General features: G+C 39.3%; 14 protein-coding genes. 3 read left to right on the forward strand and 11 right to left on the reverse strand.

Features of this window, described 5'->3' with window-relative positions:
• The first annotated feature begins 92 nt into the window (after positions 1-92).
• Complete coding sequence (locus tag B7E04_RS20425; protein WP_080780372.1) at positions 93-1,721, forward strand: AMP-binding protein; 1,629 nt, start codon at positions 93-95, stop codon at positions 1,719-1,721.
• 286 nt (positions 1,722-2,007) lie between these two features.
• Here the strand turns inward: B7E04_RS20425 and rpoN are convergent, their stop codons facing one another.
• The 4 genes from rpoN to B7E04_RS20445 all read right to left on the reverse strand — a co-directional run bounded on the left by rpoN (position 2,008) and on the right by B7E04_RS20445 (position 6,516).
• Entirely contained in the window at positions 2,008-3,471 is a 1,464-nt protein-coding gene (gene rpoN / locus B7E04_RS20430) for an RNA polymerase factor sigma-54 (RefSeq protein ID WP_080780373.1), read from the reverse strand.
• A 158-nt stretch (positions 3,472-3,629) separates the two neighbouring features.
• Entirely contained in the window at positions 3,630-5,078 is a 1,449-nt protein-coding gene (gene asnS / locus B7E04_RS20435) for an asparagine--tRNA ligase (protein ID WP_080780374.1), read from the reverse strand.
• A gap of 111 nt (positions 5,079-5,189) precedes the next feature.
• A complete protein-coding gene (locus B7E04_RS20440; RefSeq protein ID WP_139785461.1) occupies positions 5,190-5,819 on the reverse strand; it encodes a hypothetical protein in 630 nt (209 codons plus the stop codon).
• Positions 5,820-5,823: 4 nt separating this feature from the next.
• Positions 5,824-6,516, reverse strand: coding sequence for an LA_2272 family surface repeat-containing protein (locus B7E04_RS20445; RefSeq protein WP_080780376.1), 693 nt, complete (start codon positions 6,514-6,516; stop codon positions 5,824-5,826).
• Positions 6,517-6,571: 55 nt separating this feature from the next.
• On the opposite strand from B7E04_RS20445, the gene B7E04_RS20450 reads away from it, so the two are divergent.
• On the forward strand, positions 6,572-7,555 hold the full coding sequence (locus tag B7E04_RS20450) for an XRE family transcriptional regulator (RefSeq protein ID WP_228440001.1): 984 nt from the start codon (positions 6,572-6,574) through the stop codon (positions 7,553-7,555).
• Positions 7,556-7,909: 354 nt separating this feature from the next.
• On the opposite strand, the gene rimM is transcribed toward B7E04_RS20450, so the two are convergent.
• Both rimM and B7E04_RS20460 read right to left on the reverse strand, forming a co-directional pair.
• Complete coding sequence (rimM, locus tag B7E04_RS20455) at positions 7,910-8,452, reverse strand: ribosome maturation factor RimM (protein ID WP_080780378.1); 543 nt, start codon at positions 8,450-8,452, stop codon at positions 7,910-7,912.
• 12 nt (positions 8,453-8,464) lie between these two features.
• On the reverse strand, positions 8,465-9,034 hold the full coding sequence (locus B7E04_RS20460; RefSeq protein ID WP_080780379.1) for a 30S ribosomal protein S16: 570 nt from the start codon (positions 9,032-9,034) through the stop codon (positions 8,465-8,467).
• Positions 9,035-9,234: 200 nt separating this feature from the next.
• Between B7E04_RS20460 and B7E04_RS20465 the strand changes: the two genes are divergently transcribed.
• Positions 9,235-9,708 carry an AAA family ATPase gene (locus B7E04_RS20465; RefSeq protein WP_080780380.1) on the forward strand — a complete coding sequence of 158 codons (474 nt, stop codon included), beginning with the start codon at positions 9,235-9,237 and terminating at the stop codon, positions 9,706-9,708.
• A 56-nt stretch (positions 9,709-9,764) separates the two neighbouring features.
• On the opposite strand, the gene B7E04_RS20470 is transcribed toward B7E04_RS20465, so the two are convergent.
• From B7E04_RS20470 to B7E04_RS20485, 5 genes are all read right to left on the reverse strand, one after another.
• Positions 9,765-10,658: a T9SS type A sorting domain-containing protein gene (locus B7E04_RS20470; RefSeq protein ID WP_139785462.1), complete on the reverse strand. Its 894-nt coding sequence runs from the start codon at positions 10,656-10,658 to the stop codon at positions 9,765-9,767.
• A 308-nt stretch (positions 10,659-10,966) separates the two neighbouring features.
• Positions 10,967-11,140, reverse strand: coding sequence for a hypothetical protein (locus B7E04_RS22280; protein ID WP_165439481.1), 174 nt, complete (start codon positions 11,138-11,140; stop codon positions 10,967-10,969).
• 185 nt (positions 11,141-11,325) lie between these two features.
• A complete protein-coding gene (locus B7E04_RS22285; protein ID WP_165439482.1) occupies positions 11,326-11,484 on the reverse strand; it encodes a hypothetical protein in 159 nt (52 codons plus the stop codon).
• A gap of 38 nt (positions 11,485-11,522) precedes the next feature.
• Positions 11,523-12,371 carry a T9SS type A sorting domain-containing protein gene (locus B7E04_RS20480; RefSeq protein WP_139785463.1) on the reverse strand — a complete coding sequence of 283 codons (849 nt, stop codon included), beginning with the start codon at positions 12,369-12,371 and terminating at the stop codon, positions 11,523-11,525.
• A gap of 204 nt (positions 12,372-12,575) precedes the next feature.
• A complete protein-coding gene (locus tag B7E04_RS20485; protein ID WP_080780384.1) occupies positions 12,576-13,088 on the reverse strand; it encodes a nitroreductase family protein in 513 nt (170 codons plus the stop codon).
• Positions 13,089-13,103 lie beyond the last annotated feature (15 nt).

Below are 13,103 nucleotides of genomic sequence, written 5' to 3' on the forward strand. Positions count from 1 at the left end.
ACCATTCGCTTTAGCATTTTCATTTCAAATTCGTCTGAAACAGGCATCAGTTCAAGATTTTTCATTAATTTTATCCAACCAAATCTTAAACTATGCCATTATCTTATGTCTATGGAGCTTCCTCAGTTCCATTATTAGGACAAACTATCGGAGGAAATCTAAAAAAGACTGTTGAAAAATACCCTAACCAGGAAGCATTAGTATGCGTTCATCAGGGGTACAGGGCAACCTATCAGGAATTTTATAATCAAACAACGGCAGTAGCCAAAGCATTGATTTTTTTAGGAGCCAAAGCCGGCGACCGGATCGGAATCTGGTCTTCAAACCGCTATGAATGGGTCCTGCTTCAATATGCAACCGCCAGAATAGGGACCATCCTGGTCAATATTAATCCTGCCTACAGAACCCACGAACTTACCTACGTTATCAATCAGTCCGGAATCCGCAATATTTTTTCTTCCTTAAGCTTTAAAACCAGCAATTATAAAGAAATGGTAGAATATGCAAAGGAAGTATGCCCAAGCCTGGAGCATGAAATTTTCTTTGATGACAACTGGGAGGATTTTTTAAACAAAGGACAGGATATCTCGGATGATACGCTTCACAGCTTTGAAGAACACGTACAGTTTGATGATCCGGTGAATATTCAGTATACCTCCGGGACTACCGGCTTTCCAAAAGGTGTTACGCTTTCGCATCATAATATTTTAAATAACGGATATTTCATCGGGATACGTTTAAAGTATTCGGAAAAAGACCGGGTGTGTATTCCGGTACCTTTTTATCACTGTTTCGGAATGGTAATCGGGAATATCTGCTGTACCGCCCATGGTGCCTGTATGGTGATTCCCCATGACAGCTTTGATCCCGATATTACCTTAAAAACCGTTTCTGAGGAGAAATGCACTTCTTTGTACGGAGTTCCTACCATGTTTATCGCGGAACTGGCCGTTAAAAATTTTGACACCTATGATTTTTCAAATTTAAGAACGGGAGTCATGGCCGGATCAGTGTGCCCTCCCGAGATTATGAAAAAGGTGGAAAGCCTTATGAATATTAAAGAAATGAGCATTTGCTACGGAATGACGGAAACCTCTCCTGTTTCTACCCAAACCTTAATAGGAACCACTCTGGAAAAGCAGGTGAGTACCGTAGGAACTGTACAGGACCATCTTGAGATTAAAATTATTGACGAAAACGGAAAAATACTGCCACGCGGGGAACACGGGGAACTTTGCACCAGGGGCTATTCCGTCATGCTGAAATACTGGAATGATCCCGATAATACAAAAAAGGTCCTGGATGACGCCCGCTGGATGCACACCGGAGATTTGGCTGTAATGGATGAGGATGGCTATATTACCATTTCCGGGAGAATTAAAGACCTTATTATCCGTGGCGGAGAAAATATTTCCCCAAAAGAGATTGAGGACTTCCTATACACCTATCCGAATATCCTGGATGTCCAGATCATTGGAATTCCGAGTGAGAAATTCGGGGAGGAAGTGATGGCCTGGGTGAAAGTCCGGAAAGGTTTTGAAGTATCGGAATCTGAGCTTCTGGAATACTGCCAGGGAAGAATTGCCCATTATAAAGTTCCGAAATACTGGAAGTTTGTGGATGAATTTCCGATGACTATTTCCGGGAAAATAAGGAAGGTAGAAATGCGTGAAATTTCGATTAAAGAATTACAGCTGGAGGGGATCAAACAAAGGTCTTAATCGATCTTGTGTAAATATAAGAGAAACTGTTTATGTAACTTTTTACAAATAAAATATCCCGCAGATTGAGCAGATAAAGCAGATCTACAGTTACACATAAAAATCTCTGTTTTTTTTAACTGAAGTGTACTTTATCGCAATAACAATCTAATATTCAGTGTTCAAAACTTTTGTGACTTTTGTGGTTATTTTTTTAACTCAGATTAAGCAGATTTGACAGATTTCATCTTTTTAAAAATACAAAAGCCCGGAAATTCCGGGCTTTTAAATTATTATTTTCAACTTATTAAAGTTCTTTTCTTAGTCTCGCAACCGGAATATTAAGCTGTTCACGGTATTTAGCGATGGTTCTTCTTGCAATATTGTATCCCTGTTCTTTCAGGATCACCACCAGTGCATCGTCGGTAAGCGGTTTTCTTTTATTTTCCTTTCCGATTACTTCCTGAAGATGGGTTTTGATCTCTTTGGTAGAAACTTCTTCACCATCATCATTCGTCAGACTATCGGAGAAGAGGTCTTTCAGATAAACAATTCCGTTCGGGGTATCGGCATACTTGCTTTTTACCACCCTTGAAATCGTGGAGATATCAAATCCTGTGATATCTGCAACATCTTTAAGGATCATTGGTTTCAGTGATTTTTCGTCACCGGTGATAAAATAATCTTTCTGGAATTTTACAATAGCGGTAATGGTTTGAAGCAGGGTATTCTGACGCTGGTTAATGGCATCTATATACCATTTTGCAGCATCCAGTTTCTGTTTGATAAACAAAGCCGCCTGCTTATGCTCTGAAGAGTTTTTATCATGGGAATACGTGGTCAGGATATCTTTATATTCCTCGGACACTCTTAAAGTAGGTGCATTTTTACTGTTAAGCATCGGAATTACCACCCCATCCTTCACCTGGATTACAAAATCCGGAATAATTTCCTGGTTAATGGTGATGGTCTGCGTATCAAAGTTTCCGCCTACTTTTGGTGAAAGTTTGGAAATTTCTTCCAGCGCATCTTTCAGATCATCTTCCTCGATATCGTATTTCTGAATAATCTTGTTGTAATGCTTATTGGTAAGGGCATCAAACTGATGTCTCAGGATATTGGCGGCCAATGAAACGGCTTTATCCGAGCTTACTTTCTTTTCGATCTGAAGCAGCAGGCATTCCTGAAGGCCTCTTGCTCCCACACCTGGCGGATCAAGCTTCTGGATGTAGTTTTCCAGAATATCTTCTACTTTTTCTCTGGTGGTATAAATTCCCTGTGAGAAAGCCAGATCGTCCACAATAGCTTTGATCTCCCTTCTAAGGTATCCGTCTGTATCTAAATTCCCGATGACATATTCAGCGATCTTCTCATCTTCTTGGCTGATATTCACCAGATGGATCTGCTCCAAAAGGTAGTCATACAGCGACTGCCCTTCCGTCAGAAGACTTTCGTTATCGAATTCTTCATCATCCGGAGAATAGTTACTGGAGGCAGTTTTATAGCTGGGTTCGTCATCGTAGATATACTCGTTGACATCAAAATCTGTTTGAATGCTATCCGTTCCCTCATCCTGATAAGCATCTTCCAGTGAAGAGAAGTCATCTTCTTTGGAATCTTCCTTTACAATTTCCAAAGCAGGATTTTCTTCCAGCTCTCTTTCCAGCTCCTCTTCAAATTCCAATGTGTGAAGCTGAATCAGCTTCATCAACTGGATCTGCTGAGGGGCCAGCTTCTGTCCCAGCTTGAGTTGTAAGTGTTGTTTAAGCATATTAGTCTTTGTGTTTTAACATAACATATTCCACGAATTTAATAAATTTATTCGACAAAAAACACATTTAGCATGATTTTTGCATTAACTTATTAACATAATAAACTATTGGAAAATAAAAAAAGCCTTAATTTTTACATTAAGGCTTTTTTATTGTTCTAGAATTCAGCACTCTTCGGTGTTCTCGGGAAAGGAATCACATCTCTGATGTTCGTCATCCCTGTTACGAAAAGAACCAGTCTTTCCAATCCTAAACCAAAGCCTGCATGCGGTACAGAACCAAATTTACGGGTATCCAGGTACCACCATAATTCGTGCTCATCTACATGCATATCTGCCATTTTCTGTTTTAATACGTCTAATCTTGCTTCTCTTTCCGATCCTCCGATGATCTCCCCGATTCCCGGGAAAAGAACGTCCATAGCGGCTACGGTCTTATTATCCTCGTTCAGCTTCATATAGAAAGCTTTGATCTCTTTAGGATAGTCGAACAGAACCACCGGGCTTTCAAAATGCTTTTCCACCAGGTATCTTTCATGTTCAGACTGAAGATCTGCTCCCCATTTCTCTACCGGATACTGGAATTTTCCTTTTTTATTTTCTTTTGAGTTCAGCAGGATCTCAATAGCTTCGGTGTAGCTTACACGCTTGAAACGTTTTGCAATCACATTCTGAAGCTTTTCGATAAGCCCTTCTTTTGCTCTTTCTTTTTCTGGTTTTGATTTCTGCTCTTCTTCAAAACGCTTGTCCAGGAATTCAAGATCATCCTTACAGTTGTCAAGAACATACTGGATCACATATTTTAAGAAATCTTCCGCGAGGTCGATGTTATCTTCAAGGTTGTTGAATGCCACTTCCGGCTCTATCATCCAGAATTCTGCAAGGTGTCTTGTTGTGTTTGAGTTTTCTGCACGGAACGTAGGTCCGAATGTATAAATTCTTCCCAATCCCATAGCTGCAGTTTCTCCTTCAAGCTGTCCTGAAACCGTTAGGTTGGTTTTCTTTCCAAAGAAGTCCTGTGCAAAATCAATTTCTCCGTCCTCAGTTCTTGGAATATTGTTCAGATCAAAGTTGGTTACCCCGAACATTTCTCCTGCTCCTTCCGCATCAGCTCCCGTGATCACAGGCGTGTTGATGTAGAAGAACTGGTTTTTGTTAAAGAATGCATGCACGGCGAAGCTAACGGCGTGACGTACTCTAAACACAGCTCCGAATAAATTCGTTCTGAATCTTAAATGCGCCTGGTCTCTCAATACTTCCAGTGAGTGTTTCTTAGGCTGAAGGATCGTTTTGTCGCGGTCTTCTGTAAAGTTATCTCCTAAAATAACAATCTTTTTAGCGACAATTTCCACACTCTGCCCGGCTCCCTGGCTTTCCACCACTTCACCTATTACTTTTAAAGAGGCAGCTGTACTGATTTTGCTGATAATCTCCTCGTCGAAATTTTCAAAATCAACTACTATCTGCAAATTATTGATCGTAGAACCATCATTAAGCGCTATAAAGCGATTTGCACGGAAGGTTCTTACCCAACCGTAAACCGTAATGTCATGATGTAATACTTTCTTGTAATCCTGTAGGATTTCCTTAATGGTCTGCTTTTTCATTTGTTGATTATAAATTTTCGTTTAAAAATTAACGACTGCAAAGTTACAAAAAAACAGCGCAACTTCATGATTACGCTGTCTTTTTAAAAAAATCATTTATCAATTAATCATCTAAAACTTAAAATATATCCCGGCTTCTACGGAAAAAGAATTAAACCCTTCCGGCACCGTATTCTTATACCACAGGCGGTAGGGCATGTACGAAGCCTGTACGCCCAAGCCTACATTATTTCTCCAGAACCTTATCCCCTGCCCAATCTTCACAGTGGCAACACTTTCTGCATCTACATTCACATATACTGTATTTTCATCTTCTTCCTCTTCAGGCTCATCGGGAATTCCTTTTCCGTCAAAGAACAGATTATGAAAACTGAGTTCCGTTACCCATTCTATCCTGGTTTTTCCGGAAGTATATCCCTGAATCATCCTGGCACCCAGATTCAAAATATATTCCTGAGAATGTACAGGATAGAACCTGTCTCTCTTGCCATAATCAAAATTATATACGCTTGAACTGTAACCGAAATTCCCTCCCATCTCCAGATGAATTCCGGTTTCATCTTCAGGAAAACGATACCAGGAGCCTATATAAAATCCGGGACTCTGTTTTGTCTTTGCAGGGGAAAAAGTGAGATAACTTCCAGCCTCAATCAACCATTTTTTACGACTCTGATGAGTTCCTTCAACCTGTGCCATCATCTGCGTACAGACTAACAGCAAACAAAGAATAACTGCTTTCATATCTTTAAAAATTAATTAACGGCAGTGTTCTTTTCCCGTTCTTATTCCAAAATCCAATCTGAAGGCCTTTATTTTTATCGGTTTTATTGACCAGACCAATCTGTACGCCTTTGTTTTGCTTGCTTATATTGACTGCACCGGCCTGAACTCCCTTCATCACGTGGGTATTATTATAAACTCCGACCTGAGCGCCCCCAAAGGTATCTGCCGTATTGCTGAAAGAAATTAAAAGCCCGTGGCCCTGACGCGCAGAATTATTAAGAAACGAAACATGAAGCCCGTTCAGTTTACCGGAATGGTTATTAAATCCATTGACCGTGATTCCGTTGGTTACCTGGGCGATATGATACATGGAAATTCCGATACCATTCAGTTTTTTGGCATCTGCCATTCCTCCTGTTGAAATATGAAGACCGTTGACAGAAACCGTTGCCGCCTCATCACCTGGTATTTCTATAGCGTGCGGAAGCAGGAGATATAATAAAGAAAAAGGATTTCCCTGCAGATTAAAACCATTGATCTTTTGGGAATTGTAATCATCCATAACCCCCAGATTGATGCCCGCTGTATTTTTTACTTTAGTTTTTGGGTTGAAGGTAATAATGCCTGTTTTTATATTTTCAATCTGTATGCTGTCCTGTGCCTGGATAATATTTGCGATAAAAAGTCCGGTTATCCATAAAAATTTTGTTTTCATAACTCATTGTTTTAAAATTATGATTCAAAATTATCTGTGGAAAACACAAATCCGAATGCGAAAAAAAATTAAAATAATTGAGTACATTTGTGAAAATCACAAAAACATGGGTCAGGAGCTTTTACTTAAAGAAATCCGGAAAAAAATAGGTGACAAATCTTTAAATGATGAGATCGCGAATATTCTCAATATAAGTTATGATGCAGCCCACAGAAGAACGTCGCTGAAAGCCAAATTCAGTTTTGAAGAAGCTCTGGAACTGGCGAAATATTACCAGATCTCCCTGAATCAGTTTATCACTTCAGACCAGCAATTGGTCGTTAAGAAAACCTCAGCAGTAAATACCACGGAAGATCTGCAGTTCTTTTTCCAGAATAATCTCAGCATTTTTGAAAACCTTCCGCTTTCTGATGAAATGACCATTTATTATTCCGCAAAGGATATTCCCTTCTTTTATACGTTATCTGATACGTTGCTTTCCCGTTTTAAGATCTATGTCTGGATGAATTTGCTGAATGCCAAACAGGTTTTCGTCCCTTTTCTGCAGTTTTCACCGCCCTATTTAGAATCCAATACCCAGGAGCTTAAGAAAAAATACGAAGCGCAGCAGGTAGTAGAACTGTGGAATGACCGCACTATTTCCAGCATCCTGCAGCAGATCCTTTTTTACTATGAAACCGGACTTTTACAAAAGAAAGAAGCTGAAATTATCCTGGAAGAACTTCGTGAAATTATAGAACACATCGAACTCAAAACAGAAAACAATCCAAAATTCCAGTTGTATGAAAATGAACTGATGCATCTTTCCAATGACATCTTTTTCCATCATCCGCAGCAGTCGCTTTTTGCAATTCCTACCAATATGTTCGGTTACATACTTGTTAATGACGCGCAAACCTGCACTGAAACACGGAATTATTTTGAACACCAGATCAAAAACTCAAAATCCCTGAACACTTCCGGAAACCGGGACAGAAAGGTATTTTTCAATAAAATGTATACTCAGATCGGGGATTTGAAGAGGAAAATTTTGAAGTGAATTGTGAATTAAATTTTGAATTGTGAATTGTGAATCGTGAATTTCAACCGTGAATTCACAATTGACCTGCGAAGCAGAAATTGACCTTTCACATTTAAAAGCCGTGAATTATAAGTTGTGAAAAATAGGTGAATTATGTAAAATATAAGATTTGAAAAGGGAGATTTTGAAGTAAATTGTGAATTAAATTTTGAATTGTGAATCGTGAATTTCACAACCGTGAATTCACAATTGACCTGCGAAGCAGAAATTGACCTTTCACATTTAAAAGCCGTGAATTATAAGTTGTGAAAAATAGGTGAATTATGTAAAATATAAGTAAAGCAAGGCCCATTTGCCTTTTCGCCAAAAAAACTATTCGTCCTTTTTAGAAGGTACTAAGAAAACATCGATCAGTCCTTCCGGGAGCTGCATTTTGATGAATCTTTCTTCTCTGTTTACTTCAAGGATCCAGTCTTTGATGATCGGGATCACTACTTCTTTTCCGTCCAGGTTGGTCACGAAATAGTTTTGGGCAGTCTGATCGTTTACAGATCTTATAACTCCGCAATTGCTGTCATTTTCATCCAGGATATCGAAACCGATGATTTCATGATAATAGAACTGCTTTCCTGAAAGTTTCGGAAGGCTGGCAAGCGGCAGGTAGACATTTTTTCCTAAGGACTGGTCTACCAGTGCTTCGGAGGAATTTTTAAACGCAATATTCAGCGCGTCGTTTTTACTCCATGCTGATTTTGCAATAAAAAAAGGAACCAATAATCCGTTGATTTCAACGAATATTGATTCCAATTTATTGTAAAGCTCGGGTTGATCGGTATCCAGTTTAAGGATAACATTTCCCGCAAGGCCGTGTCTGCGTGTGATTTTTCCTAATAAATAGCAATCTTCTTTACGCATACAGCGGTATTCTTAAGCTTCAGTGTTTTCTTCAGTTTCAGCAGCAGGAGCTTCTCCTTCTGTAGCTTCAGCAACAACTTCTTCTTCAGCAGGTGCGTTGGCAGCTTCTTCAGCAGCTTTGGCATCAGCTTCAGCTTGTGCAGCAGCAGCAATTCTGGCTTCGTTTACTTTAACTTCAGCTTCTAAAGCAGCTTTCTTAGCGTCAGCCTGAGCTTTAGATAAACCTTCTACTTTACCTTGTACTTTTTGTTCTTTAGATTCTACCCAAGCATTGAATCTTTTTTCAGCTTCAGCCTCATCAAAAGCTCCTTTAGCAACACCACCTTGTAAGTGTTTTTTGTAAAGGGCTCCTTTGTAAGAAAGGATCGCTCTTGCAGTATCAGTTGGCTGAGCACCGTTGTTTAACCACTTTACAGCAGAATCAACGTTCAAATCGATAGTTGCAGGGTTAGTAATTGGGTTGTAAGTTCCAAGCTTTTCGATGAATCTACCATCTCTTCTAGCTCTTGAATCTGCAACCACGATGTGGAAGAAAGGCTTACCTTTTTTACCGTGTCTTTGTAATCTGATTTTTACTGACATAATGTTGTGAATTTTATGGGAACTCGTCCCAGTTAAATATTTAAGAGTGCAAAGATAAACAAAAAATTCAATCTATCAATGCTAAAAATACAATTATTGTAAAATGCTGTAAAAGCAGGTGCCCTGAAATTGCTTGGACTGCGTGTTTTAATGATTCCGGATGGCAAATATGCTTTATCTTTAACTCAAAATTGATCGAAATGAGAAGCATTTATATTACAGGAATGTCAGGGACAGGAAAGTCATCCGTTATTCAAAGCCTCAGCGAAAAAGGTTTTACGGCAATTGATACCGATTATGGGGATTGGAAAGAACTTTCCGTATCAGGTGACACCCAGGAATGGCTGTTAAAAGAAGAGAAAATTAAAAAATTACTTTCAAAACCGCTTACATCACCCGTTTTTATTGCCGGGTGTTGTTCTAACCAGGTTGCTCTCTATCCTTTTTTTGATTACATCCTGTTGCTTTCCGCCTCTCTTGAAACTATTCTTGAAAGGATTTCCAGGAGAACTTCCAATCCCTATGGACAACTTCCGCATGAGCGCAACGAGATTATCCTGAATTTTGAAAATATCCAGCCTTTATTACAGGAAGGTGCCCATTTTGAATTTAATACTGAAATGATGGCTGTTGATGAAATAGCAGCATCGCTGGAACAACTGGCCACCACCTGATAAAAAAGACTGTCTCATCAGTGAAACAGTCCCGGTTATTTTAGAAATAAAACTCTTTACTTATTGCTCTTGATCACCTTGTGCTGAGAAGCAGTTTTATCCTGATACTCTATGTTTACAAGATAAACACCATCCGGCAGAGACGTACAGTCTATCCTTTCAGAGGATTTTCCTGTACCGGAAACGGTTTTTACTTTTTTCCCCGATGCATCGGTCATATGAACTGAAGAAATTCCCTTTTTACTTTCAATGGTCAGGAAATCAGTAACAGCGTTGGGATAAATTCTTACTGAGCTTTTATCTGTCTTAGCTTCGTCTGTTGAAAGAACCCCGTCATATTCAATAACAAAAAACAGAATGTTTTGACCAGACAGATCATTCCACTGTCCTAGGTTTCCGAACGGCCATTGAGTAAGAGCCATCGCTACGAAGTCCTGGTTTCCATTGAAATTGTCCGGTTCAACAGGCGGCTGGTTCATTGGAAAGCCCCAGTTAGCATAAGCACTGGCTACCGGCATTCCCCCGTTCATAGGCGACCCACCGCTCCAAAAAGGAGTTCCAGGATCCATGTTGTTGCCATTCATATTTCCATCCCACACCCATCTATTTGGATTTTGAATTTCACGTCCCCCAATCCACACATAAGAAGCATCCCCTCCATCCGGAGCTGTGGTATTAGCCAGAACAATTCCCGCCTGTGGAGACTGCAGTGCGGCAAGTATTCCATTTTGTTCTGCAGCATTGTTGATTTCTGCCAGATATCCCTGTCTGGATGCAGCGCAACTTGCGGCTATAGACCAAGGCCTTCCCTCCCTTACAAGGTGATAATTTTTCCCCCCCGTGCTAAATGAGTAAAAAGCAGATGTTGCAGGGCACTGGGCTTTCAGATTAGATTGACCAATGCTCATCAGACTGATGAGCGCCATCATAAGAAAATTGTTTTTTTTCATAATATTTGGTTTTAAATTCAGGGCGAAGATAAATACTTCCTGCCACAAAATCAAAAATCCAAAAGCCAACTAAAGCAATATAAAAAACTGGTTTTTAACCATTTAAATCAATTTTCAGTAATTAAAAATATACATTTTAAGTTTTGTATCAATTTATATTTTGAAAAAAAACAATGTGATAATAATATTTTTTTGAAAAAACTTTTAATTAACAGTTCCCATATAGAAAAGCCCAAGACACTTTTGGTTTTCTTCAATGGTCAGAGACGCTTTCAAATGGTTCACGATTGCCGGGGAACTCCAATTGATTAGTTATCGCTAAAAAGAGACATCAGCTTATGATGATCCCAGATCAGCAATATGATAACCGCAATCATCATCAGAGAGGTGATGATCCAGGTTCCGGTAAAGGAAAGGCTGATGGTGATGATCCAGATATTACTCAGTATAGTCAGAAACATAAGGGCGGCCCAATAGGGCATACCGCTGCATTATAAGTAAAATTCCGGCTATTATCTGACAAAGCCCTAAAAAATTCCAATACACCCTGTCTGGTACATCACTTCAAAAAAAGCCCCTATCGGAGTATCAGTAGAAAGCACGGTAAATCTGTTTCCCAATAATTTGGTAAGTCCTGAGGGGAAAAACGCAAAGCCCACCAGATACCTCAGGTTGATAATGATCCATTGATTCCGTCTGTTTGTCCTGAATTTTGAAAATATCCAGCCTTTACCGATTTTGAATTTAATACTGAAGTGATGGCTGTTGAGGAAATAGCAGCATCGCTGGAACAATTGGCCACCACCTGATAAAAAGACTGTCTCATCAGTGAAACAGTCCCGATTATTTTAGAAAGAAAACTCTTTACTTACTGCTCTTGATCACCTTGTGCTGAGAAGCAGTTTTATCCTGATACTCTATGTTTACAAGATAAACACCATCAGGCAGAGACGTACAGTCTATCTTTTCAGAGGATTTTCCTGTACCGGAAACGGTTTTTACTTTTTTCCCCGATGCATCGATCATATGAACTGAGGAAATTCCCTTTTTACTTTCAATCGTCAGGAAATCAGTAACAGCGTTGGGATAAATTCTTACTGAGCTTTTATCTGTCTTAGCTTCGTCTGTTGAAAGAACCCCGTCATATTCAATAACATAATATAATTCATTCGACCAACGTAAGTCATTCCATTCTCCTGCATTACCTCCAGGCCAAGACGTTAAAGCCAACGCTAAATAATCCTGATTATTGTTGAAGTTATCTGGTTCGGCCACTCCCCAATGAAAATAAGCTCCATTAATTGGGTGCCCTCCACTACCGGGAGTTGCACCTTGCCAAAATTCTACATTAGAATTACTCCATTGCCAGGAGTCACTAGTTGTATTGACTCCTCCCAGCCATACATAGGATGCATTGCCTCCATCCTGAGCAGTGGTATTAGCCATAACAATTCCAGCCTGTGCAGATAACAGGGCAGCAAGTATTCCATTTTGTTCCGCCGCACTGTTAATTTCCGCCAGATATCCCTGTCTCGATGAAGCACAACCTGAAGCATCAAACCAACTACTTTGCTGTTTTACAAGCTGATAATTTTTCCCACCCGTGCTAAATGAGTAAAAAGCAGATGTTGCAGGGCACTGGGCTTTCAGATTAGATGGACCAATGCTCATCAGACTGATGAGCGCCATCATAAGAAAATTGTTTTTTTTCATAATATTTGGTTTTAAATTCAGGTCGAAGATAAATACTTCCGGCCACAAAATCAAAAATCCAAAAGCCAACTAAAGCAATACAATAAACTGGTTTTTAACCATTTAAATCAATTTCCAGTAATTAAAAATATACATTTTAAATTTTGTATCAATTTATATTTTGAAAAAAAACAATGTGATAATAATATTTTTTTGAAAAAACTTTTAATTAACAGTTCCCATATAGAAAAGCCCAAGACACTTCTGATTTTCTTCAATGGTCAGAGACGCTTTCAAATGGTTTACGATTGCCGGGGAGCTCCAGTAGCAACCTACATTATGGGCTGTACAGGTAAGATACATATTCTGAACTGCCATAGAGACGGCAGCAATTTCTTCCCATTCCGGCACCATACCACTGAAATTAACCACGATAGAAACCACGGTATCCGCTTTATTGATTTTAAAGCCAATATCCTGGTATTTTTTTTCTAAAAAGGTCTGTTCAGATTGGGTTGCTTTATAGATGGACTGCATTTCTGCAGCGAGCTGAGATTTTTCTTCTCCCCTGAATACCTTAAACCGCCAGGGTTTTGTACGCTTATGATTGGGAGCCAAACTTGCTGAATGTAAGATTTCATCCAGGATTTCCTGTGGTATTGCAGTTTCTGTATAATCTTTCGGAAAAATACTTCTCCTTTGTTCTATGATTTCTTTTAAAATTTCCGCTTTATTCATGATGCAAATTTACAA

The organism is Chryseobacterium phocaeense (assembly GCF_900169075.1).
In the GTDB taxonomy this organism is placed as follows: Bacteria; Bacteroidota; Bacteroidia; order Flavobacteriales; family Weeksellaceae; genus Chryseobacterium; species Chryseobacterium phocaeense.

Coding starts and splice junctions, on each gene's coding strand:
- B7E04_RS20425 (WP_080780372.1), top strand. CDS start 93: ATGCCATTATCTTATGTCTATGGAGCTTCCTCAGTTCCATTATTAGGA.
- rpoN (WP_080780373.1), bottom strand. CDS start 3,471: ATGCTTAAACAACACTTACAACTCAAGCTGGGACAGAAGCTGGCCCCT.
- asnS (WP_080780374.1), bottom strand. CDS start 5,078: ATGAAAAAGCAGACCATTAAGGAAATCCTACAGGATTACAAGAAAGTA.
- B7E04_RS20440 (WP_139785461.1), bottom strand. CDS start 5,819: ATGAAAGCAGTTATTCTTTGTTTGCTGTTAGTCTGTACGCAGATGATG.
- B7E04_RS20445 (WP_080780376.1), bottom strand. CDS start 6,516: ATGAAAACAAAATTTTTATGGATAACCGGACTTTTTATCGCAAATATT.
- B7E04_RS20450 (WP_228440001.1), top strand. CDS start 6,572: ATGCGAAAAAAAATTAAAATAATTGAGTACATTTGTGAAAATCACAAA.
- rimM (WP_080780378.1), bottom strand. CDS start 8,452: ATGCGTAAAGAAGATTGCTATTTATTAGGAAAAATCACACGCAGACAC.
- B7E04_RS20460 (WP_080780379.1), bottom strand. CDS start 9,034: ATGTCAGTAAAAATCAGATTACAAAGACACGGTAAAAAAGGTAAGCCT.
- B7E04_RS20465 (WP_080780380.1), top strand. CDS start 9,235: ATGAGAAGCATTTATATTACAGGAATGTCAGGGACAGGAAAGTCATCC.
- B7E04_RS20470 (WP_139785462.1), bottom strand. CDS start 10,658: ATGAAAAAAAACAATTTTCTTATGATGGCGCTCATCAGTCTGATGAGC.
- B7E04_RS22280 (WP_165439481.1), bottom strand. CDS start 11,140: ATGCCCTATTGGGCCGCCCTTATGTTTCTGACTATACTGAGTAATATC.
- B7E04_RS22285 (WP_165439482.1), bottom strand. CDS start 11,484: ATGAGACAGTCTTTTTATCAGGTGGTGGCCAATTGTTCCAGCGATGCT.
- B7E04_RS20480 (WP_139785463.1), bottom strand. CDS start 12,371: ATGAAAAAAAACAATTTTCTTATGATGGCGCTCATCAGTCTGATGAGC.
- B7E04_RS20485 (WP_080780384.1), bottom strand. CDS start 13,088: ATGAATAAAGCGGAAATTTTAAAAGAAATCATAGAACAAAGGAGAAGT.